This is a genomic window from Halomonas citrativorans, assembly GCF_900163645.1.
GTDB lineage: Bacteria > Pseudomonadota > Gammaproteobacteria > Pseudomonadales > Halomonadaceae > Vreelandella > Vreelandella citrativorans.
Map to the genome: position 1 here is coordinate 1 of NZ_FUKM01000021.1, position 21,309 is coordinate 21,309.

Annotated in this window: 23 protein-coding genes; 12 read left to right on the top strand and 11 right to left on the bottom strand. The window is 51.2% G+C overall.

Going from position 1 to position 21,309, the window contains the following annotated elements:
• A partial coding sequence (locus CZ787_RS05715; protein ID WP_140398971.1) for an efflux RND transporter permease subunit occupies window positions 1–2,561 on the bottom strand: 2,561 nt, incomplete at its 3' end.
• A gap of 6 nt (window positions 2,562–2,567) precedes the next feature.
• Window positions 2,568–3,758, bottom strand: coding sequence for an efflux RND transporter periplasmic adaptor subunit (locus tag CZ787_RS05720; protein WP_087107078.1), 1,191 nt, complete (start codon window positions 3,756–3,758; stop codon window positions 2,568–2,570).
• Between CZ787_RS05720 and CZ787_RS18800 the strand changes: the two genes are divergently transcribed.
• Together CZ787_RS18800 and CZ787_RS05725 are read left to right on the top strand one after the other, a co-directional pair.
• Window positions 3,757–3,933, top strand: a complete 177-nt coding sequence (locus CZ787_RS18800; protein ID WP_176372176.1) for a hypothetical protein — start codon at window positions 3,757–3,759, stop codon at window positions 3,931–3,933. The genes CZ787_RS05720 and CZ787_RS18800 overlap by 2 nt on opposite strands.
• A 205-nt stretch (window positions 3,934–4,138) precedes the next feature.
• Window positions 4,139–5,098, top strand: a complete 960-nt coding sequence (locus CZ787_RS05725) for an AraC family transcriptional regulator (protein ID WP_087107080.1) — start codon at window positions 4,139–4,141, stop codon at window positions 5,096–5,098.
• A 114-nt stretch (window positions 5,099–5,212) separates the two neighbouring features.
• Here CZ787_RS05725 and CZ787_RS05730 read toward each other — a convergent pair whose 3' ends face one another.
• Together CZ787_RS05730 and CZ787_RS05735 are read right to left on the bottom strand one after the other, a co-directional pair.
• Window positions 5,213–6,262: an alpha/beta fold hydrolase gene (locus tag CZ787_RS05730; protein WP_087107082.1), complete on the bottom strand. Its 1,050-nt coding sequence runs from the start codon at window positions 6,260–6,262 to the stop codon at window positions 5,213–5,215.
• 102 nt (window positions 6,263–6,364) lie between these two features.
• On the bottom strand, window positions 6,365–7,243 hold the full coding sequence (locus CZ787_RS05735; protein ID WP_087107084.1) for a LysR substrate-binding domain-containing protein: 879 nt from the start codon (window positions 7,241–7,243) through the stop codon (window positions 6,365–6,367).
• A 203-nt stretch (window positions 7,244–7,446) separates the two neighbouring features.
• Here CZ787_RS05735 and CZ787_RS05740 point away from each other — a divergent pair, with 203 nt between their 5' ends.
• The 8 genes from CZ787_RS05740 (at window position 7,447) to otnI (ending at window position 14,918) form a co-directional block, all read left to right on the top strand.
• A complete protein-coding gene (locus CZ787_RS05740; RefSeq protein ID WP_087107087.1) occupies window positions 7,447–8,424 on the top strand; it encodes a TRAP transporter substrate-binding protein in 978 nt (325 codons plus the stop codon).
• Between the two features lies 1 nt (window position 8,425).
• On the top strand, window positions 8,426–8,992 hold the full coding sequence (locus CZ787_RS05745; RefSeq protein ID WP_087107089.1) for a TRAP transporter small permease: 567 nt from the start codon (window positions 8,426–8,428) through the stop codon (window positions 8,990–8,992).
• Window positions 8,989–10,248 carry a TRAP transporter large permease gene (locus CZ787_RS05750; protein WP_087107091.1) on the top strand — a complete coding sequence of 420 codons (1,260 nt, stop codon included), beginning with the start codon at window positions 8,989–8,991 and terminating at the stop codon, window positions 10,246–10,248. The genes CZ787_RS05745 and CZ787_RS05750 overlap by 4 nt, the downstream gene beginning before the upstream one ends.
• A 12-nt stretch (window positions 10,249–10,260) precedes the next feature.
• Window positions 10,261–11,616, top strand: coding sequence for an NAD(P)H-dependent oxidoreductase (locus CZ787_RS05755; protein ID WP_087107093.1), 1,356 nt, complete (start codon window positions 10,261–10,263; stop codon window positions 11,614–11,616).
• A 63-nt stretch (window positions 11,617–11,679) separates the two neighbouring features.
• Window positions 11,680–11,964 (top strand): putative quinol monooxygenase, encoded by a 285-nt coding sequence (locus CZ787_RS05760; protein ID WP_087107095.1) that lies wholly within the window; start codon window positions 11,680–11,682, stop codon window positions 11,962–11,964.
• 199 nt (window positions 11,965–12,163) lie between these two features.
• A complete protein-coding gene (otnK, locus tag CZ787_RS05765; RefSeq protein ID WP_087107097.1) occupies window positions 12,164–13,450 on the top strand; it encodes a 3-oxo-tetronate kinase in 1,287 nt (428 codons plus the stop codon).
• On the top strand, window positions 13,447–14,094 hold the full coding sequence (gene otnC, locus CZ787_RS05770; RefSeq protein ID WP_087107099.1) for a 3-oxo-tetronate 4-phosphate decarboxylase: 648 nt from the start codon (window positions 13,447–13,449) through the stop codon (window positions 14,092–14,094). Before otnK ends, otnC begins: the two co-directional genes overlap by 4 nt.
• Before the next feature lie 32 nt (window positions 14,095–14,126).
• Window positions 14,127–14,918, top strand: a complete 792-nt coding sequence (gene otnI / locus CZ787_RS05775; protein ID WP_087107101.1) for a 2-oxo-tetronate isomerase — start codon at window positions 14,127–14,129, stop codon at window positions 14,916–14,918.
• Between the two features lie 76 nt (window positions 14,919–14,994).
• On the opposite strand, the gene CZ787_RS05780 is transcribed toward otnI, so the two are convergent.
• From CZ787_RS05780 to CZ787_RS05790, 3 genes are all read right to left on the bottom strand, one after another.
• Window positions 14,995–15,192 (bottom strand): hypothetical protein, encoded by a 198-nt coding sequence (locus CZ787_RS05780; RefSeq protein ID WP_140398972.1) that lies wholly within the window; start codon window positions 15,190–15,192, stop codon window positions 14,995–14,997.
• Between the two features lie 163 nt (window positions 15,193–15,355).
• The gene (locus CZ787_RS05785; protein ID WP_087107105.1) at window positions 15,356–15,631 is read right to left on the bottom strand and encodes a DUF1971 domain-containing protein; all 276 of its coding nucleotides are present in this window, start codon (window positions 15,629–15,631) and stop codon (window positions 15,356–15,358) included.
• Between the two features lies 1 nt (window position 15,632).
• On the bottom strand, window positions 15,633–16,220 hold the full coding sequence (locus tag CZ787_RS05790) for an O-methyltransferase (RefSeq protein WP_217883847.1): 588 nt from the start codon (window positions 16,218–16,220) through the stop codon (window positions 15,633–15,635).
• 148 nt (window positions 16,221–16,368) lie between these two features.
• Between CZ787_RS05790 and CZ787_RS05795 the strand changes: the two genes are divergently transcribed.
• Window positions 16,369–16,857, top strand: coding sequence for a TspO/MBR family protein (locus CZ787_RS05795; RefSeq protein WP_087107107.1), 489 nt, complete (start codon window positions 16,369–16,371; stop codon window positions 16,855–16,857).
• Between the two features lie 646 nt (window positions 16,858–17,503).
• Here the strand turns inward: CZ787_RS05795 and CZ787_RS05800 are convergent.
• The 3 genes from CZ787_RS05800 to CZ787_RS05815 form a co-directional block, all read right to left on the bottom strand.
• Entirely contained in the window at window positions 17,504–17,719 is a 216-nt protein-coding gene (locus CZ787_RS05800; protein WP_140398973.1) for a hypothetical protein, read from the bottom strand.
• Between the two features lie 360 nt (window positions 17,720–18,079).
• The gene (locus tag CZ787_RS05810) at window positions 18,080–18,856 is read right to left on the bottom strand and encodes an aminoglycoside adenylyltransferase family protein (RefSeq protein WP_087107114.1); all 777 of its coding nucleotides are present in this window, start codon (window positions 18,854–18,856) and stop codon (window positions 18,080–18,082) included.
• A 44-nt stretch (window positions 18,857–18,900) separates the two neighbouring features.
• Entirely contained in the window at window positions 18,901–19,455 is a 555-nt protein-coding gene (locus CZ787_RS05815) for a GNAT family N-acetyltransferase (protein WP_087107116.1), read from the bottom strand.
• 352 nt (window positions 19,456–19,807) lie between these two features.
• Here CZ787_RS05815 and CZ787_RS05820 point away from each other — a divergent pair, with 352 nt between their 5' ends.
• Window positions 19,808–20,575, top strand: a complete 768-nt coding sequence (locus tag CZ787_RS05820) for an SDR family oxidoreductase (RefSeq protein WP_087107118.1) — start codon at window positions 19,808–19,810, stop codon at window positions 20,573–20,575.
• A gap of 154 nt (window positions 20,576–20,729) precedes the next feature.
• On the opposite strand, the gene CZ787_RS05825 is transcribed toward CZ787_RS05820, so the two are convergent.
• A complete protein-coding gene (locus tag CZ787_RS05825; RefSeq protein WP_087107120.1) occupies window positions 20,730–21,137 on the bottom strand; it encodes a VOC family protein in 408 nt (135 codons plus the stop codon).
• Window positions 21,138–21,309: the final 172 nt, after the last annotated feature.

Here is a 21,309-nt window from a genome sequence, read left to right on the forward strand (position 1 = left end):
ATGCGTGGCGTGCATAGGCCTCTGCTTGCGAGCCGACTTTTCGTACAGAACCTAGGATCTATCTCCCCGGCTAGATCCGCTGCCGGGTAACCGTTGTAACGCAGTACCGGGTCTGGGCCAAAGGTTTGCCGGATATCCACCATCGTGCCGATCGGCACCATTTCCCCTTGGTCATTGCGGGTGCGCAGCCGGGCGATGTCTTCTACGCTTGCCCGATACGGGGCGTCCGCTTGGGCGATGACCTGCCAGGTGCGACCAAAGCGGTTGAAGTCATTCACATAGGTCGAGCCAAGATAGGTCTGCAGGGTGTCGAACAGTTCAGTCAACGGCACCCCTTGGGCCTTGGCTCTTAACCGATCCACCTCGGCATCCAACTGTGGCACGTTGGATTGATAGCTGCTGATTGGGAAGCCCATGCCCGGCGTTTGCGCAACCGCGCCCTGGAATTGATTAACCGCCTCCTGCAATGCTCCATAGCCAAGATTACCGCGATCTTCTATGAACAGCTGAAAGCCAGAACCATTGCCAAGCCCCAGAATCGGCGGCGGCATAAAGGAGAACGCAAAGCCCTCTTTCAAGCCACCAATGCGCTGGTTGATGCGGGCATTGATCTCCGCGGCGCTAATGGTGCGCTCATCAAAAGCGCTGAGGGTGAGAAATGCTACCCCGGTATTGGAGGTATTGGTGAACTGCAGCGCGTTCAAACCAGGAAAGGCAATAGCGTGCTCCACGCCTTCAGTCTCCATGGCAATATCCACCACCTCCTGGAGCATCTGATCAGTTCTCTCCAGGGATGCTCCTTCCGGCAGAATAACGCCCGCAATCAGATAAAGTTTGTCCTGCACCGGAATAAAGCCGGATGGCACCGCCTTGAACATCACGCCGGTACCCAGCAGCAACAGCGCATAGACCATAAACACCGCACCACGATGCTTCAGAGACCTAGCGACCCCTCCCTGATACTTAGTTGAGCTGGCATTGAAAAAGCGATTGAAGGGACGAAAAATCCAGCCGAACAGCTTGTCAATCACTCGGGTAAGGCGATCTTTAGGCGCGTCATGAGGCTTGAGTAGCATTGCTGCCAGCGCGGGTGACAGGGTAAGGGAGTTAATGGTGGAGATCACCGTGGAGATAGCAATTGTCACTGCGAACTGGCGGTAGAATTGACCGGTCACACCAGAAAGGAAAGCCATGGGGATAAACACCGCGCACAGCACTAGGCCGACGGCAATAATAGGCCCGGAGACCTCTCTCATTGCCTGATGAGCGGCTGCCTGCGGCGGTAAACCCTCCTCAATGTTCCGCTCCACGTTTTCCACCACTACGATGGCATCATCCACCACGATGCCGATGGCCAGCACCAGACCAAATAAAGTGAGCGTATTGATGGAGTAACCCAATAGATAGAGCGCCCCAAAAGTACCGATAACCGATACCGGCACAGCAAGCAAAGGGATAATAGAGGCACGCCAGGTTTGTAAGAAAAGCGTGACCACTAACACCACCAACAACACAGCTTCCAGCAGCGTTGCTATTACCGACTTTATAGAGTCGTTCACAAAAATGGTGGTGTCATAGACTGCCTCATATTCCACACCTTCAGGGAACTGCTCGGACAGTTCATCCATGGTGGCCACCACCTGCTCACGGATCTCCAGCGCATTGGCGCCCGGTGCCTGAAAGATACCAATCGCCACCGCGTTCTGGCCGTCCAACTGCGAACGCAGGGTATAGTTTCCGGCGCCCATTTCCAGCCGGGCCACGTCTGAAAGCCTGAGTATTTCGCCGTTCTCGCCACGTTTCAGCACGATGTCGCCGAACTCCTCCACTGTTTCCAGTCGCCCGCGGGCATTGATCAGCGTCAGGAAATCACTCTCCTCAATGGGTTCAGCACCCAGTTGTCCGGCGGAGACCTGAACATTCTGCTCCCGCATAGCACCAACCACATCGCTGGCCGTCAGGCCGCGAGCGGCTATGTGAGCGGGGTCCAGCCAAGCCCGCATGGCGTAATCCCCCCCACCAAAGAGCTGGGCATCCCCTATTCCTTCGAGCCGGGCCAGACGATCGCGAACATTCAGCCGCACATAGTTGCGCAGGTAAAGGGTGTCGTATTCGCCGCTAGGCGAAGTCAAGTGAACCACCATCAGAAAAGTAGGTGACTGCTTCTGGGTGGTGACCCCTTGACGACGTACCGCCTCAGGTAGCCGCGCTTCAGCTTGGCTGACGCGGTTCTGCACCCGAACGGCAGCCTCTTCGGCATCAGTCCCTGGGCGGAAGGTAACGGTCATCTGCAGCACGCCATCAGAACCCGCGACGGACTTGAGATACATCATGTCCTCGACGCCATTGATAGCTTCTTCCAGCGGGGTGGCCACTGTATCGGCGATTTCTTTTGGATTAGCCCCCGGGTAAACCGTGCGGACAACCACTGAGGGCGGCACCACGTCCGGGTACTCGCTGATCGGCAGGTTGGGGATGGATATCAACCCCACCGCTAGGATAATAATCGACAGCACCGCCGCAAAAATCGGTCTGTCCACGAAGAAACGGGAGAAGTTCATGGTGGATTAATCTTCCCTGGCAGCAATGGTGGGCTGGGCATTAACCGGCGGGGCATCCACTACCTGTTGTGGGGAGACTTCCATCCCCGGCATGAATACTTTTTGCACGCCGTTAACAATCACCCTGTCACCGGCGTTAAGCCCTTCGGTGATAACCGTTTGTTCTGCCACTTGACGCCCGGTGGTTACCTGGCGCCGCTCTGCTAGGTTGCTCTCATCAATGACATAGACGTAGCGGCGATCCTGGTTGGTCAATACCGCCTTTTGATCTACTAGCAACGCCTGTTCTAAACGAGCGACCGGCATTTCAACCCGTGCAAACTCCCCAGGCCGAATATGCCCATCCGGGTTGGCTAACACTGCCCGGAATTGCAGAGTGCCCGTATTGGGGTTTAAACGGTTATCGATAAAATCCAGAGCGCCGGTGAACTGACGCTGCGGGTCGCCTCCCAGCTCAATCGTCAGGCGGTTCGGCGCGTCACCGACCAGCATGGTCTGGCTGGCAAACGCAGCTTGTTCATCCGCCTCGAAGTAGACGTGGACCGGATCGATGCTCACTAGCGTAGTCAGCAGGCTCTGATCGGCGTTGGCCAGATTGCCGCGAGTCACCATGGCCCGACCGATACGACCACTGATCGGTGCCGTGATGCGGGTATACTCAAGGTCAAGCTCGGCGGTATCTAGCGCTGCTTGCGCGGCATCCACCATGGCCCGGGTATTGTTCAAGGCCGTTTGACGCTGGTCATGCACTTCCTGAGAAATGGCTTGGCGCCCCAATAACACTCGGGCGCGTTCGGCTTCGCTGCCCGCTTGGGCCAGTTGGCTCTTGGCCTGGGAAAGATCAGCCTGGGCGGCTCCGATACGCGCTTGGTAAGGCCGCGGGTCGATCAGGAACAGTAGCTCTCCCTGCTCCACCAGCTCGCCCTCATCAAACGCCACCTCTTGGATATAGCCGCTAACCCGGGCCCTTAATTCGACCGTTTCGGCGGCCTCCACGCGTCCGGTGAATGACTCACTTAACACCACCGGCTGAGCGACGATTTCCGCTACGTCGACTTCCGGCGGTGGAGGTAATGAAGATGCTACGGACTCCTCGCTCTGGGCCTCGCACCCGGTGAGTAAAACCGTTATCAGCAGGAGCAGGATCACTGCCCCTCTGCTGTTTGCAAACGGAGTTCGTTGAAACAGACTTCCCATGATTACTTGCTCCAATGGCTATCGAAAACCGATAGCGGCGTCAGAATCGACAGTCGATGGTGTTGGCATAGAGGGGCTAAACAAGCGGGCACCGTCGCGCGCCCAACAAACGCCACTCACCATAGGCGGGGCGAGCGCGTTCAAGGTAGCGCGTTCCTGCGCCATGATTGCCTAATTCTGTCGTGGGTCGTAAGCAGTTGAGCAAGGCTGGTGGATCAAGAGGCAAAGGGTTTTCGCGTCTATGCATCGTGTCTGTTTGATGACACTCAGCGTGGTTGCCAATTTCTACGAGGTACTTGCCTGATCCTGCAAAACAGATAAAAAAGCATCGGATTTATAAAACGTAGGCGTACACTGCAATTTGTTAAGGAGGAAAGCCATTGACCGTTCTCGTGCCTGAACAGATTCCCCATCTTGGCGACAGCCTGCTGCAACAATTAAGCCAAGTCGCCCGCCGCTGGGCGCCCCTGGAAGAACTGCAGGATACGGCGATTGCCGAGGTTCAACTGGTACGCGCTGACGCCCCTACCAGTTTTCACTGCGCCGTCTATGAACCGTGCCTGTGCTTTGTCATTCAAGGCAGCAAGACTGTGCTATTGGGTGACAAGGAGATCGTCTACACCGGACCTAGCTATATGGGTAGTGCCGTTCACCTGCCGATGGTAGGCAGGATTGACCATGCTACCCCGGAGACCCCCTACTTGGCGGTAAAGGTGTCGGTGGAGCCTCAGGAAGTAGCTGGGTTGATACTGGAGGTGGGTGACAAGGCACCGCACGCGGGAGGTAATGCCATATGCCCCGAGATGGACTGCGGTTTAAAATCGGCCCCCATGGATGCCCGTATGCAGGGTGCACTCTATCGATTATTAAGCCTGCTCGACTCACCAGAAGATATTAAGGTACTTTCCCCCTTGGCCCGGCGGGAGCTAATCTATCGAGCCCTAATGGGTGGCATGGGGCCTCACATGCGCCGGTTTACTGCCTCGGACTCACAGGCTAATCGGATTGCACGGGTTATCTATGCCCTTAAAGAGCACTATGCTCAGCCACTTAAGATCAGTGAGCTGGCAGCGACTGCTAATATGAGCGAATCGACGCTTTACCACAGCTTCCGACAAGTCACACGAATGTCGCCCCTGCAATACCAGAAGAAGTTGCGCCTACTAGAAGCCCGTCGATTAATGCTGGCCGAGGGGCTGGAAGCGGCTACCGCCAGTTACCGAGTGGGTTATGAAAGCCCATCTCACTTTAGCCGCGAGTACAGTCGTATGTTCGGTGCCCCGCCGCGTGCCGATGTTAGCCAGTTAAAGGGCATTGCGATGGCCTCAGCGACCGCTTAAGGTGAGGAGATACCGGGGGAGAAACAGGCAGGCGCAAGCAGCTTAAAGCTCCCCGCGCCTGCCTATTACAGGTCACTCATGCAGTGACGCTGTCTTCCAATGTGTATTCCGATGTTACTGGCTTTCCAGGCCTTTCAGCAGCGCTTCGTGAAAACGCTCAGGTTCCTGAATTTGCGGTGAATGGCCAAGCTCTGGAAATTCAACGAGCGTTGCCTGGGGGATGGCCTCGACAGCCTGCTCACCCAGCACATCGTAACGGCCCAGGTTTTTCTGAACCTCTTCCGGCGCCCGCTCCTTGCCGATGGCGGTGTTATCCTTCTCGCCAATCAGTAGCAGCGTAGGCATCTGTAGCTGATCGAATTCATGAACCACTGGTTGGGTAAAGACCATATCCGACGTCAACGCCTGGTTCCAGGCGACCAAATCCCCGTCCTCACCGGCATACATGCCCGCCAGCATTTCTACCCAACGATCATATTCCGGCTCCCAAGTATCCACGTAGTAGGTAGACTCCTGATAGGCGCGGATGCCCTCAGCGGTTTTCTCAAGTTCAGCCTGGTAGCCTTCATCGATGCTCTGGTAAGGCACGCCAAGGGCTTTCCAGTCTTCCAGGCCAATCGGGTTAACCATCACCAACTGCTCAGTCTGTTCCGGGTACATCAGCGCAAAGCGCGTGGCCAACATACCGCCCATGGAGTGGCCCATTACAGTCACTTCCTCTAGCTCCAGATCTTCCAGTAGCGCTTGGGTGTTGGCGGCTAGTTGATGGAAGCTGAACTGATAATGCTCCGGCTTGGTCGACTTACAGAACCCCACTTGGTCTGGCGCAACCACCCGATAGCCCGCATCATGCAGCGCTTCAATGGTGCCTTCCCACGTACCCGCGCAGAAATTCTTACCGTGCATCAGCACCACGGTTCTACCGTTGGCGCTTCCCTCTTCAGGCTTAACGTCCAGGAAGGCCATCTGCATGTCCTGCCCCTGAGAGCTGAAATTAAACCGCTCGACCGGGTAAGCGTATTCGAAGCTGGAAAGCTCGCCATCGTATTCAGGCGCGTCTTCAGCGATAGCGCTGCCGATAGCACCAACGGCCACGATGCTGCTAATACCGCTAGCCAGCAGTGTCGGGGTAAAGTGTCTCTGAGAAAACCTGCGATGATCCATTATGTCTCTCCTCTCTTCCATGGGATAAGTGACACTGGAGAGATAGCTTATAATTCAATCTTTATCAAACATGTATTTTTATAGCAATCAAATCGAAAGACATTACAAATCTTTTAACAGCGACTTAATCCAAACAATAAAACTTTGAACTTTATGTCTACTTAAATGAGATTCTGGACACGCAATCCAAAGTGAGGATTGCCATATCTCCGGATTATCTTTAACAGGGCAAATCAAAGTACCTTCAGATATTTCTCTTGCCGCTATCACGTGACTTTCAAATGCTAACCCACCACCGTTAACTGCTGTTTCTATAGACATATATGCTCTATCAAAGAGAGTTCTTTTAAGAGGTTTATCTATATCAATGCCCGCCACCTTAAACCAATCCTTCCACTGTTTTACATTCTTTACCGAATAAATTAATGCGTAATCTTTTACTTCGAACCTGGACAAGGAACACTCATCAAGAAAACCCGGCGAGCAAAGAGGAATCATTCTTTCGTCAATTAATTTTTCAGAATAAACACCGGACCAATACCCCTCCCCATGACGAATTTCAAGATCTATATTTTCTCTAGAATAGTCAGGAAGTTCGTTCGTAGCGTTAATTCGAAGCTCTATATTGGGATAAGATGCCAAGAATTCCGTTATTCTCGGTATGACACACTTAGTGGCAAAACTTGGTGAAATTCTAACATTTAATACCGAAATGGAATTGTGGCCACGCAAATGCTCGGTGGCTAGCTCGATTTTTTCGACCTCGTCATGAATCATATCAAAATAACGTGCTCCGGCTTCCGTCAGCACCACATTTCGGCTTTCACGACTAAAAAGCCGAGTGCCCACATGATTCTCAAGTATCTGAATTTGCTGACTTATAGCTGACGGAGTTACTCCAATAGCTTGGGAAGCTTGTATCATACTGCCTGTTCTGGCCGTAGCGTGGAACGCCATAATTGCACGGAGAGGAAGCGCCATCGTTAAGATTTCCTAATCTAATTGCCCTAAAAAGTAAATTGTGCTTCACATTCAGTCTAGCTAGGCTAGATCTCGAGGTCTAAATATTCCCTCGTCAATATCGAATCTTCGTTTATATCAGATAGCTAAAGGACTACTTAGCTCAACGTCTCGACCTTCTAACACAATAACAACCAGGCAAAAGCCTGACAGGAGCCACAACCATGAAAGCTTCAATGATTCCACTTGCCGTTGCGATTTCTGCAGCTCTGATAACCAGCGCCGAAGCAAGGGAACTGCGACTTGGTCATAGTTCTAGCGAGAGCAATCCCCGCCATGAGGCAGCGCTTTATTTTGCTGATCGCGTTGAAGAATTATCCGGTGGTGATATGACGGTGTCAGTCAGCAGTAACGCCCAGTTGGGCGACGATGTTGAAATGATAACGGGTCTTCGCTTAGGCACTATCGACCTTTCAATCAGTAGCCAAGGCGCCATGTCGAGCATCGTTGAGGAGGCTACTCTCATAGGTTTGCCTTTCCTCTTTAGCGACTCTCCCGCCGCATGGGAGGTGCTGGATGGTGAAGTTGGCGATACGCTCCGAGAAAAAATGGCTGATAACGGCGCCGTCGTTCTTGGCTTTTGGGACAACGGTATCCGGCTAATATCTAATAACGTTAGGCCTGTAACCGAACCTTCAGATATGAAGGGCTTGAAGATTCGTATCCCACAAGATCCTATGGCTACAGATATTTTCTCCGTACTTGGAGCAAATCCTGTCCCGATTCCTTTCGCCGAAACTTATGTAGCGCTCCAACAAGGCGTGGCTGATGGCCAAGAAAATCCAGCCGTCAATATCCACTCTCAGAAGTTTCATGAAGTGCAGGATTACCTGTCACTCTCCCATCATAAATACGAGTTTTTACCACTACTTGTTAGTCAAATAGCGTGGAGTTCTCTGACACCGGATCAGCAAGATGTCCTTCTTCAAGCGGGTCAAGAGTCAACCGAATTCCAGCGTAATGACGCCTATCAGGCAAATCAGGAGAGGCTTGAGGAAATTGAAGCTTCGGGCACTCAGATAACTGAAATTAATACCGAGGCATTCCAAGAAGCGGTGACTCCTGTATACGACAAATGGCGTGAAAAGTATCCAGATCTTGTCGACCAGCTAATTACCGCAGCCAAAGAAGCTGGTGAGTAATATGCCAGCTAACAACGCCACTCAGCGGGAGTTCTCTCCCGCCTTGGCTCTAGCCAAGCGAATCGACCAAGGTATTCTTCTCTTCTCTCAAGGCTTGGGACTTATTGTCATCGTAGTGCTTTTCCTTGCGGTCTTCGCAGGGGTTTTGTTGCGCTATGTCAGCGATCAAGGTGCCGCTTGGGTTAACGAGCTGCCCTATCTTCTTTTCCCTTGGTTGTGTGCCAGTGGCATCGTCATAGCCGCTCAGATGGGCGCGCATATCCTGGTAGAATTTTTGCTTCATCTACTGCCGCGACGAGGCGCGCGCGCGCTCATTATTATCACTCAAATGATGACAGTCGGCCTTTTCTCTTTCCTGACTTGGCAAGGGCTAGCCATTGTTGAAATGACGTCTATCCAACGTTATCCGTCTCTTGGCCTGCCCACTTCTTATGGCTATAGCGCCTTAGTAGTCGCGTGTTCTCTACTCGCGCTGACGGCTTTCACCACACTCCTGCTTGCCCTTTTTAGCCAGCAAGCTCCCGAAAAACTTCGCAAGTCGGAAACTGCTTCGGAGGAAATGCAATGACACTGATCATGCTCATTGGCTTCGCCATACTGATGGTCATTGGCTTACCTATTGGTTATGCACTCATCCTCAGCGCAACTATTGCATTGGTTGGGGTGGGTGACATGCCAGGTACCGTAATTCTGCTCAAGGTTTTTCAACCACTGCAGAACTCGGTACTCATCGCCATTCCTTTTTTTATTCTTTCAGGAGCGCTGATGATGAATGGCTCTCTTGGAAAGCAGCTAATAGGCTTCGCTACCCGGCTAGTGGGGCGCTTTCGAGGTGGACTCGGACAAGTCAACGTTGCTGGCTCGGCTCTGTTCGGAGGCGTCTCAGGCTCTGCAGTAGCTGATGCTTCGGCAATAGGCGGTATGCTCATCCCCTGGATGACGCGAGAAGGTTATCCGCCGTCACTCTCGGCAGCTATTACCGCATCCTCTTCCATTATATCGGTCCTGATTCCACCCTCCATACCACTGATTCTCTACGCCACTGTATCCAATCAATCGGTTGCTGACCTCTTTATGGCAGGCATCATTCCAGGGGTTTTACTGGTTGTGGGACTATCCATGGTTTGCTGGCTAATGGGCTATCTTCGTGACCTCCCATTGTTTAGTAATAGCCCTGATGCTCCATCAATTGGTCGGGCACTATTGACCGCAGCCCCAGCCATCTCGCTTCCCTTATTAATAGTTGTTCTGCTGCGTATGGGGATCGCTACACCAACGGAAGTCAGCGTACTAGCGGTGGGATACGCTCTTATGCTTCGCACTGTTATCTATCGCGACCTGACCATGAAGTCATTAGTCGTAAATCTGCTCGCAACCTTAGTCACGACAGGAGTGGTGATGATCGTCATTTCCGCCTCAAACCTGGTAGGTTATGTTTTGGCATTTGAAAACATACCTAACCGCGCTTCAGAGTGGGCTTTGACGGTATTCTCGGACCCTTGGCAGATCATTCTGATGATGAATCTGGCGATGCTTGTCGTCGGCATGTTTATTGACTTATCCGCCGCCATCCTACTTCTGGCCCCACTGTTCGTCGCCATGGCGAATGCCATAGGACTCAACCTAACCCAGCTCGGTGTAATGATGACGATCAACCTCGCCATCGGCCTCTTTACGCCACCTGTAGGCACCACTCTATTTATTTCTTCGGCGATTGCCAAAGTTAACGTCGGCGCCGTTGCTCGCGAAATGTGGCCTTTTTATCTCGTGGCTGCCGCGGTGCTTCTTTTGGTGGCCTTCTTCCCTCCAATCACAACGTTTTAAGAGAGAATAATTATGAACCTCTACTCCAAACTTCAGCAGTTATCTTCCGACGACAAGCCTATCCGCGTGGGCCTTATCGGCTCTGGAAAATTTGGCTCAATGTTTCTTTCCCAAGTGAGGCACATTCCCGGCATGCATCTCTTGGGCATTGCCGACCTTGACCGAAACCGAGCCATGGCTGCTCTGGATAATACCGGCTGGGATACGGCAACAAGAACCACTAACTCCCTGGATGATGCCTATAAATCTGGAAAAACATGTCTCACTGAGGATTCCGAAGCATTAATTCGCTACCAGCAGCTTGATGTTGTGATTGATGCTACCGGGAACCCTGCAGCGGGCATTCGCCATGCATTGCTTGCCGCTGAAAACGGCAAGCATATTGTGATGGTAAACGTCGAAGCCGACGTACTGGCGGGTGCCTACTTGGTAGAACAGTTCAGGCAAGCAGGTTTAGTCTACTCTATGGCTTATGGTGATCAGCCTGCTCTCGTTTGCGAGATGATCGACTGGGCCCGAACGTGTGGCTTCCGTGTGGTAGCAGCCGGCAAAGGAACCAAGTACCTTCCTAGCTATGCCTCATCAACCCCGGACACGGTGTGGGAGCACTATGGTCTATCTCCGGAAGAAGCAGCCAAGGGTGGGATGAACCCACAGATGTTTAACTCTTTCCTCGATGGTACCAAGTCTTCCATTGAGATGGCCGCTATCTCTAACGCTTCAGGGCTTATCGCTCCAAAAGATGGGCTAAGTTTTCCTCCTGTTGGTGTTCATGATCTCCCCCAGATACTAAAACCAAAATCCCAAGGTGGAATCCTGGAGCAAGCCGGGATGGTCGAGGTAGTTTCCAGTCAAGAGCGCGACGGCCGTCACGTTTTTGGTGATTTACGCTGGGGCGTCTACATCACGTTTGAAGCTATGGAAGATGATGGCCGGGGAGCAGAGTATGTACGCCGTTGCTTCCGAGAATACCAGGTGATGACTGACTCGACAGGACGCTATGCCACGTTGTTCCGGCCTTCACACCTTATTGGATTGGAACTTGGAGTAAGCGTCGCTAATGCCGCTATTCGTGGTGAGCCTACAGGCACTCCTTCGGGACTGAGTTCCGATGTAGTGGCAGTGGCCAAGAAAGATCTTTCTCCTGGGGAAAAGCTTGACGGAGAAGGTGGATACACCGTTTGGGGACGTATTGCTCGTGCAGAGGATTCTTTAGCTATGGGTGGGCTACCTATCGGCTTGGCTCATGGCATGTCACTTAAACGTGGTGTACCCAAGAGGCAGGTTGTTACATGGGCAGATGTAAATGTCACGGACTCGCAGGCAGTAAAAGTTCGTCGCGAAATGGAAGCCATGTTTCGAAAGTAACCCTACATAACGTTGCAAAGTATAAGAGGGAGGGAGCCCCCTCTTATATATGAGAGGAATTTCATGATTTACGTTGTCGCCACTTCTATTGCCAAAGAGGGATTCCAGGATCTTTACCGAGAATCTCTTATATCGCTAGTTACGCCAACAAGAAAGGAAAAAGGATGTCTGCTCTACGATCTACATCAAGACAAGGAAAACGCATCGCATTTCATATTTTACGAGATATGGGATAACCAAAGCTCACTTGATAAGCATTCCATATCTGAGCACCTATTAGCCCATCAAGAACGTACAAAAGAGTGGCTGGTTTCAAACGATATTTACATTCTTGATCGCATCGCTTGAGTGCCAATTACTTATAGTGGAACCAACGCAAATAAGTTGACTGCTTGATACATAACTTATGAACATTTTTTTAAGCAGACATTTAATCAGAGGCTTAACGTTTAGCTATCGGAACATGCTGTTCCAAAACATGCATTTATCATAGGCTCTCCGGCAGAATTTTGCCTGAGGCCGCTAACGACAACGGAAGAAGGTGAGTATGGCTATTACGCTAGGCGCCATCGCAGACGATTTCACAGGGGCCACCGACCTTGCCAATAATTTGGTACGCGGTGGAATGCGCTGCCTACAAGTCATTGGTGTTCCAAAAGAAGATATTAATCTCAACGAGATTGATGCTGTGGTAATCGCGTTAAAAACCCGTTCTTGTCCAGTCAATGAAGCTATCGCCGACTCTCTGAAAGCTGCAGCATGGCTTCGTGCTCAAGGGGCCAAACAACTATTTTTTAAGTACTGCTCTACCTTTGACTCCACTGACAAAGGAAATATAGGGCCAGTCGCGGATGCGTTATTAGATGAGCTGGAAGCGTCTCAAACGATAATGGTACCTGCTTTTCCAGTAAATGGCCGGACAGTTTACCAAGGGCATTTATTTGTAGGCGACCGCTTACTTAACGATAGTGGGATGCAGCATCATCCGCTAACACCTATGAATGATGCAGATTTAGTACGTGTACTATCACATCAAACAGCACACAAAGTTGGCTTAACAAACCACATAGTGCTTGCTCTAGGGGCTGAAGCAACTCGTACCCACCTAGCGTCACTGGAGGAACAAAGCGTTCGCCATGTCGTTTGCGATACCCTTAATGAACAAAACCTGGAAATATTAGCAGAAGCGACCGTGCAATTTCCCTTGGTCACTGGCGGTTCAGGCTTGGGTCAAGCATTACCTGCCCAGTATCGTGCTCAAGGCTGGTTAGACACAATCAATGAACCGGGCCGCCTAATGCCTGCTTCAGGACATGCATTGATCCTATCTGGCAGTTGCTCTCGCGCCACGTTGGCTCAAATAGCAGATTTTTTAGAGCGTTATCCTGATAGCGGCTTCGCACTGGATCCCTTATCGCTCTCCAAAGATGATAAGCAATGGAAGCAGGCGCTCGCTTTTGCATTGGAAAACGTATCACGCAATGCTCCCACACTGATTTATGCGTCGGCCGAACCTACAAAGGTTGATATCGCACAGCGAACATTAGGAAGAGAGCGTGCGGGAGCATTAGTTGAAGAAGCGCTGAGCCAGTTGGCCATTATTCTAGTAGATAAAGGTGTTGGTCGATTAGTGGTGGCCGGAGGGGAAACTTCAGGTGCCGTAACTTCAGCGCTAGGTATTACCGCTTTACACATAGGTGAACAGATTGACCCCGGCGTGCCATGGACCCAAACAGAGTTGGAAAATAGCGAAGCCCCTTTATCGCTCGCTCTAAAGTCAGGCAACTTCGGAGAAGTTAACTTTTTCACCAAGGCATTTGAGGTGCTACTTTGAGTATTCATAGTCAGAACTGTCTACGAGAACAGATAAGCACTCTAGGCCAATCACTGTTTGACCGAGGCCTCACTATGGGCTCTAGCGGAAATATCAGCGTACGCTTGGATGATGGTGGTTGGCTGATGACGCCCACCAACGCCTGTTTAGGACGGCTAGATCCCGCCAGAATATCTCACTTGGATAAAAACGGGCGCCTCCTTGGCGGCGACACACCTACCAAAGAACACTTTTTGCATATGGCCATGTACGACGAGCGTCCACAATCTGGCGCTATCGTGCATCTTCACTCTACGCACTCTGTTGCCGTTTCGTGTCTTCCAGAAGTTGATCATTGTGACTGTATTCCGTCACTTACCGCTTACTATGTTATGCGAGTAGGCAAACTACCACTCGTACCGTACCACATACCTGGCGACCCAAAACTAGGGGATGCTGTGCGAAGCCTGGCAGGCAAACATAGTGCAGTTTTACTGGCTAACCACGGTCCGGTAGTGGCGGGAAAAAACCTGGAAGCGGCAGTTTACGCCACCGAAGAACTAGAAGAAACCGCCAAACTCTATTTGCTTTTGCGGGGTACAAACCCTCGCACGCTAACCCCAGAGCAGATCGCTGAACTCGAAGCCAAGTTTCCGCGAGATTGATATACCGTCAACGACTTTATTCAGGGACCACAATGACCCGACTAGCCGCTAACCTCAGCATGTTATTCAACGAGTATGAATTTCTGGATCGTTTTGCTGCTGCAAGCGAAGCGGGCTTCAAAGGCGTTGAGTATCTATTCCCCTACGCTTATGCACCCAAAACATTACGAGAAAAGCTGGATGATACGGGCCTGGAGCAGGTGCTATTCAACTTGCCTCCTGGAGATTGGGAAGCCGGTGAGCGCGGCTTGGCGAGCCTACCGGGGCGTGAGGCCGAGTTTCGCGATTCCGTCATCGAAGCGCTACGTTATGCTGAGGCGCTCAATTGCCAACGGATACATGCCATGGCTGGGTTATTACCCGAGAGTGACAATAGCGAGGCGTTTAAAGCTCACCAGGAAACGTACATTAGAAATCTTGAATTTGCAGCAGCCGAGGCCGCTAAATTTGGTTGTAAGGTGCTGATAGAGCCAATCAATACCCGGGACATGCCCAACTATTTCCTCTCCCATCAGGCTCACGCCATGGAAGTGCTAACAGCCGTTGGGGCCGACAATTTATCTCTGCAATTCGATCTTTATCACTGTCAAATTATGGACGGTGACCTGACTCGCCATATGGAACGACAATTTTCATCTATCGGTCATGTCCAGATTGCTGGAGTGCCCGACCGCCATGAACCTGACATGGGTGAAGTAAATTTTATAGCGCTATTCAAGCGACTAGAAGAACTTGGCTATCAAGGGTGGATTGGTTGCGAATATCGGCCAGCCGGTGAGACTCTTAAAGGCCTTGGCTGGATTAATAAGCTAGGCCTTGATTGACAATAAGGCCAGCCGTAGTCAGCAAGAAGGAAAAGCCACTAGATGAGCAATTTAGTTTGGCGTTTCTACCTCAGCGTTATGCCCGAGTCTTTCTACGGCCAATCACAATGGTAGCGAATGCACTTGAGGAGGCGACGGCAATGCCCAGAAGGATGAACGCTGCCACGCCAGATACGCCCATAATGCCCGGCAGCGTTACACCGATGGATACTCCCAATGAGATGACGCAGACTTGAGACCATAGCAACGTCTTGCCCATGAGCCTGTGCAACACTGCGCTCACCAAAAGAGCGGTGAAAAAAACCACGCAAAATAGAAAGACGTATTCGTTAATGCTATTCATATTCCATGCATCTAAGGCACCTTGCAGGTACGTCGACTTCCACTACGTGGGTGAAGAAGGACTATCAAGCAACCGGTTTACAACAGCTTGCATATTAACGATAAAACTCAACAAAAAATCTTACTGGGCCCAACGGCTTGATGTGATGTTTTATCGTTGGCTCTACAACGCCATACCGCTCTGGGCTTAACTCGATGATATCCAGTGCTGGCTCTTGAATGGTGTACTCCAACAAGCCTTCAAGTACCACTATTTTTCCCCACACCCCCTCTTTGGTCGTGTGGTCATTCAACAACCCTGTGGGAACGCTCTCTTCGGTGAATTCTGGTGTTCTTTTATAGGGAGAAACATTGACGGGTAAATCTTTCATGTTATCGGCTCCTTGTAGCCAAAAACTCGCCGTTTCCGACAGGCACCGTGCATGTGGCAAAATCAGGGTCTGCGGAAACCAATACCACAAAAGATAACATCTCTTCAGCATGAGACGTGGCATTATCAACCACCAGAAGCCCTCCTACACGAAGAACCCGCTTAATGTCGGGCCACCATGCCAGATATTCAGAACGCTCAGAATCGAGAAAGAGAAGATCGATGCTTGATCTGGGGCTGCGACCAAGTACGGCACCCGCCTCACCATGAACCTGGGTAATGAACGGAGCAAGGCCTGAACGCTCGAAGCTCTTCGCCGCAAGCGAAAGTTTGAAATCGGCTTGTTCAACGGTCGTCACATGGCCGTTTATTGCCACTGCAGCCCAAGCCAGCCAGAGTGTTGAGTAACCGTTAGACGTTCCGATTTCAAGCACGCGTTGAGCATTCGTGGCCCGAACCATCACGGAAAGGAATTCTCCCGTGTCACGGGTGATGTTCAACATGCGGCGAGGCCGGTCGGTGATGGCCCTATCGTTGCTTACACCAAACTGTTCGAGTTCAAGTAACAGCGTTTGTAGCGATTCAGTCACGTTGTACTCCCCTTGTTCAATGCCGCCTTATCTAGCTCGCCTGTCACGCTTCAACCATGCTTCATTCTTTCGCAACCGCCGCCGTGGCCGATCCCATTGCGTTACACTACGCTTGAAGTGATTTTCATACTTTACAGCAGAGGCTCACGTGCGTGCACTTTCCCGCAAAAAACAAATCCTGGGCCTGATTGGCTGGCTGGCACTGGCCTATATTGCCGCCGCCATCGGATCGGTGGCCTCCATCAACGCGGCCTCTTTCTACGCAGAGCTTGTGCAACCACCTTGGGCACCGCCCGCCTGGCTATTCGGACCGATGTGGACGACACTTTACGGCCTTATGGGCATTGCCGCTTGGCTTGCCTGGCGTGAACCCGGCGCCCAGCCCGCGCTTGTCGTGTTCGCCATACAGCTGGCGCTCAACGCCTTATGGAGCTGGCTCTTCTTCGCGTGGCAGTTGGGCGCTATCGCCTTTATCGGCGTGGCCGCGCTTTGGGTACTGATTTTGATGACGCTGGTGATGTTCTGGCGACTCAAGCCGTTGGCGGGTGTACTGCTGGTGCCTTACCTCGCTTGGGTGAGCCTGGCCTGCGCGCTTACCTGGAGCGTGTGGCAGCTTAACCCGCAAGTGTTGGGATGAGTCAGTCGCCATGGCTTTGCGCGGTTTATCTTGGTCAATTAAAAATCAATAACCAGCCCATGAGAGCCATATAGCCAAGCACAGAGAGTATTAAGAATCGTTTTCTCTTTGTTCTCTCCCGTGTGGATATATAGAGACCTTTTAATCCGCTGATGGGTAAGAAAAGAAGATATTCCAGCCAGTGCTTTACAAACATAAGGCTCAATAATAGCAAAGGCCATCGACGCGAAGGGTCAGCTGGATATGGATACATATAAGCCATTACTGAACCGAGTCCGGCTAAAACAAATAAACATATCCACTTTTGAAGTTGAGTACCTAAAAACATAGTATTCCTAATTCAGCATTTTTGCGGCTTAGCATATTCTTATTGAGAAACGCTAACAATACAGGCTTATAAAAAATCACCGAAACCAAGTGGATACGCATTTTTTACTATCCCACCCTTCGCTACTGTGGGCTAAACCTCGATTGATCCGTCAAGGTGATGGCCAATGACAGGAACACCTGCGCCCTAGTACTACGGTTAGATGCTATAGCCCCTGACGCTTAGGCGGTTGGATAACAGGCGTAATCATCCGATCCCACGCCCAGTGATAAACTTATGAAACAATATAAAACATAGGGATTATGTGTATTTAAAATACTAAAAAATTCCTTTCCAACTTTTTTTGGTAAACGCGCTCACTTTTGTATAACTCCCTGACCACGCATTAAACTTGAGTATTCCATCAAAACCGGGACTGACTGATTTTTCCTCTTTGATAAGCCATAAGCGCAGATATTCAATCGGCTTGGAGATAACCGCCAACCCACCAACGTTTGGTGCCATATGAGGAAGCGTATAATCGGCGCGTTTCAACTCCCCGCTATAGTGGTAGATCATCGGGCTTTATGCAGCCTCATCATGGGTGCGATAGTATTGGCTATAATCAATAACACTGATCTTTTACCACTGAACATGACGAAGGCGAAGCTGGGAGTGTCCTGATTAATCAAGCTGTTACCTTCTAGCACACGGGCAGCCCCTTCACTGCTTAACAACCCACTTTCTTCATCGCTCGAATCGTTATATACGTGAAAATCGCGCAAGTCCCTAGATGCTTGCAGCAACAGTGCTTCCGAGGGTTTGGGTGCATCTACCGGATCTCACGTGAAGCGTATCCGCTCAGTGTTAACATCAACAGCAACCATATTACCCATTGCTTCGACAGAGGAGTTTTCAAACGCCAAGAGTCCGCTCAATATTGTTTTTCATATAAGCTACCAGCGCTTTCATGGCCTCGTACTTGTCTTCCCACCAATCATTCCCACGTCCAAGGTAGCCTTCACGGGCGTACTTCAACAAGGCCGCATGCGCAGCAGGTGCCTGTTGTTCAGCCCACATCGTGGCAACATCCTTCGGCGCTATATTACCCGTTGCAGCGGTTAGCCACATCCGCGACAAGGTCAATATTACATTGCGTTCGTCTCCCTCAATGTGATTCAGAAGGCTGGGTAACGAATCACGTATAGCTTTTTGAATATCAGCCATAGGCACAGGCTCAAAAACCTCAGCGGCGCTTCTTCCGTACAGTGAAAGACTGTTATCCCTTACCTTCTTCAGAACAATGGCAAGATCAGGATCACGGGCGGGTTCCGGAACATTGCCGGCCTCGAATTGCGCTCGCAACCACTCCCCGTAAACAAACTCAGCCCGAGGCGGAAATTGCCAAGGAACAACATCAGAAATTGTCACCACCGTCAGCTCTAACGGCCTGATGGTTTGAGAATTCCCAATCGCACCAGAGACGTCCATCAACCGAGCAACCAGGGATTTTCTTTGCCATAAGCCAGGAGGCCTTGAGACGGCGACCAAAATATCTACATCACTTTCGTGCCTTAAACCGCCAACGACGGCAGAGCCGAAGAGATAAATACCGATGATCGAATCACCCAGGACGTCTTCTACGACTAACTGTGCCTGTATTGCTTCGTTTGTTATCTCTGGGATTGTCATATCCAGAATCTACTCTTAATCTCACGTCCACAACAGGCGCCTGGCTATGCAGGGTGATCGCTTATCAGCCGCCCATACATTGCAGAGTCAGAGACGACGCCATTGACCTCCCAACGCTGCCTTAGAAGCCCTTCTTGAGAAAATCCAAGATTCTCTAGCGCTTTCGCAGAAGATTGATTGTCTGGGTCGATCTCTGCTTCAATTCTCCGAAGTCCCAATGAGTTGAACCCGTACTGAATCAACGCCTCTCCCGCCTCGTATACATAGCCTTTACCCCAACAAGAACGGCCTAATCCAAAACCGATCTCGGCTCGCTTGGATTCCTTGTCGTAGCTAAATAGCATGCATTTTCCAGCCAACTCGCCTGTAGACTTCAGATACACACCAAGTACAAGTGACTCTTGACGCTGCATCGAATCGTGGCTGTCATTAATGAATTCAAGTGAATCCTGAATCGTTGCCCAGGGAGCAGTGTTCCAATACCGCATGACCTCAGGATCAGAAAAAATTTCCAGCAAGCTATCCGCGTCATCTGTTACTAACGGTTTAATGGTCAATCGCTCGGTTTCAATCACCGGAAAAAATAGTCTTTGTGCCATTAATGTCTCCATGTTTACACATAACAGCGATGATGCAGCTGCCTTGGTTAAGGGTCATTCCTTTTGTTTCCAGGGCTCTGTTGACGTTCCGACAATAAGATTTAGCCAGGCAGGGGGCAAGCTCACAGCATAAAGGTTCCTACGCCAATAGATGGCGCGCTTGCCGTGCCCCGACGGATACCCACGGATGACCCCAGGGCGAAGCTGAAACCTATCCCGCTTCAATCATGGACTTAACACCATGAACGACCGAACATGGCGTTGGACGGAATAACTATTAAAAAACAGGAAGCCATAACTTCCTGACGCACTCTACCTATCAGCTCAACTATAAATAGCGGGATTACCACGCATGAGACTCAAGCAACGTACAGCACTCATTACCGGCGGGGCCAGCGGCATCGGGCTGGCAACGGCTGAGCGTTTTCTTTCCGAAGGCGCGAGCGTGGCACTGCTAGACCGGGATAGCCATGCGCTCGCCAGGGAGTGCGCCCGGCTTGAGCGCGAAACTGGCCGCCCTGTCCTGGGCGTGGAAGCCGATGTCGCCGAGACGACCGCGATAAATCGCGCAGTTGCGGAGGTTGGCAATGCCTTGGGGCGAATCGACATTGTGATCAATGCCGCTGGCGTCAACGTTTTCTCAGACCCGCTCGAAACCGATGAAGCCACTTGGCGGCGTTGCCTGTCGGTCAATCTGGAAGGCGCGTGGCGGGTCATTCAGGCTGCGCTACCTGGTATGCTGGCCCGCGAGTATGGCCATATCGTCAACATCGCTTCAGTCCACGGGCACAAGATCATTCCCGGTGCCTTCCCGTACCCGGTCGCCAAGCACGGCCTGATCGGCCTGACCCGGTCACTGGGCATCGAATATGCGGCGCGCGGCATCCGCGTCAACTCTATCTCACCCGGCCTGATTCGCACGCCGCCTGCTCAAACCTGGCTGGACAGCCTGAGCGAAGCCGAACGCCAGCACCAAGTGGATCTGCTGCCGTGCCAGCGCATCGGTGAGCCCGATGAGGTCGCCAACACGGCGCTGTTTCTAGCCAGCGACGAAGCACGTTTTATCAATGCCACCGATATTCTGATGGATGGCGGCCGCAGCCAGGTTTACCACTCGTGACGCGATACCTAACTAACCACCTTCGGTGGCGGTGAAGATACTGCATAGGCAGGCACAATTTCTGATCGACATTCGGGGATTGGTTACCGAGTTCGATTATCGGAATTTTCTACTTACAGCCACTTCAACTTCTCGGGGGTTACATGCCACCACTCTAATTCGATAGATTGAGCTGCCAAGACACACCATATCTATCATTCAACCACCCAAATTTTTGGCTAAAACCGTAGTTATCCAAAGGCATTAGCTCTGAGCCACCTTCGGCGAGGGCCCGAAATACTTTCTCTATTTCGCTCATTGATTCACACTCAACGTGCAATGACATAGAGGGTGTAAAGGTAAATGGGTGGTCAAGATGGCTGTCCAGCGCCATGAACTCGGTGCCTTTTATCGTAAACTTAACCACCTTGGCAGAACCTTCTGGTTCATGCTCGCCAGCTTCGTAGCGCTGAATATCAGTGATCTTTGAACCAGGAAATAGTGAGGTATAGAACCTGGTTGCTTCCTCGGCTTTCCCGGCTTGTTCCCCGACAAACATGAGCGAGGTTCTAATGGATTTCATCTGTTCCTCCTTTCTCGTTTATACGCATAACGCAAAGCACAGCGGCACGAGTTTACGAACGTCCGGCGGCGCCTTCCCACGATTTGTCATGGGTGATACTCCATAATGAGCTCAGGGGGTAATCCCCCCGAAAAATAATCGCGTTGATAAGTGGAATTTTGTAACCTGAAAA

What these genes read in the sequence shown, in the direction of transcription:
- CZ787_RS18800 (WP_176372176.1), top strand. Translation starts at nt 3,757, where the DNA reads ATGATTACTTGCTCCAATGGCTATCGAAAACCGATAGCGGCGTCAGAA.
- CZ787_RS05720 (WP_087107078.1), bottom strand. Translation starts at nt 3,758, where the DNA reads ATGGGAAGTCTGTTTCAACGAACTCCGTTTGCAAACAGCAGAGGGGCA.
- CZ787_RS05730 (WP_087107082.1), bottom strand. Translation starts at nt 6,262, where the DNA reads ATGGATCATCGCAGGTTTTCTCAGAGACACTTTACCCCGACACTGCTG.
- CZ787_RS05735 (WP_087107084.1), bottom strand. Translation starts at nt 7,243, where the DNA reads ATGGCGCTTCCTCTCCGTGCAATTATGGCGTTCCACGCTACGGCCAGA.
- CZ787_RS05740 (WP_087107087.1), top strand. Translation starts at nt 7,447, where the DNA reads ATGAAAGCTTCAATGATTCCACTTGCCGTTGCGATTTCTGCAGCTCTG.
- CZ787_RS05745 (WP_087107089.1), top strand. Translation starts at nt 8,426, where the DNA reads ATGCCAGCTAACAACGCCACTCAGCGGGAGTTCTCTCCCGCCTTGGCT.
- CZ787_RS05750 (WP_087107091.1), top strand. Translation starts at nt 8,989, where the DNA reads ATGACACTGATCATGCTCATTGGCTTCGCCATACTGATGGTCATTGGC.
- CZ787_RS05755 (WP_087107093.1), top strand. Translation starts at nt 10,261, where the DNA reads ATGAACCTCTACTCCAAACTTCAGCAGTTATCTTCCGACGACAAGCCT.
- CZ787_RS05760 (WP_087107095.1), top strand. Translation starts at nt 11,680, where the DNA reads ATGATTTACGTTGTCGCCACTTCTATTGCCAAAGAGGGATTCCAGGAT.
- otnK (WP_087107097.1), top strand. Translation starts at nt 12,164, where the DNA reads ATGGCTATTACGCTAGGCGCCATCGCAGACGATTTCACAGGGGCCACC.
- otnI (WP_087107101.1), top strand. Translation starts at nt 14,127, where the DNA reads ATGACCCGACTAGCCGCTAACCTCAGCATGTTATTCAACGAGTATGAA.
- CZ787_RS05785 (WP_087107105.1), bottom strand. Translation starts at nt 15,631, where the DNA reads ATGAAAGATTTACCCGTCAATGTTTCTCCCTATAAAAGAACACCAGAA.
- CZ787_RS05810 (WP_087107114.1), bottom strand. Translation starts at nt 18,856, where the DNA reads ATGACAATCCCAGAGATAACAAACGAAGCAATACAGGCACAGTTAGTC.
- CZ787_RS05815 (WP_087107116.1), bottom strand. Translation starts at nt 19,455, where the DNA reads ATGGCACAAAGACTATTTTTTCCGGTGATTGAAACCGAGCGATTGACC.
- CZ787_RS05820 (WP_087107118.1), top strand. Translation starts at nt 19,808, where the DNA reads ATGAGACTCAAGCAACGTACAGCACTCATTACCGGCGGGGCCAGCGGC.
- CZ787_RS05825 (WP_087107120.1), bottom strand. Translation starts at nt 21,137, where the DNA reads ATGAAATCCATTAGAACCTCGCTCATGTTTGTCGGGGAACAAGCCGGG.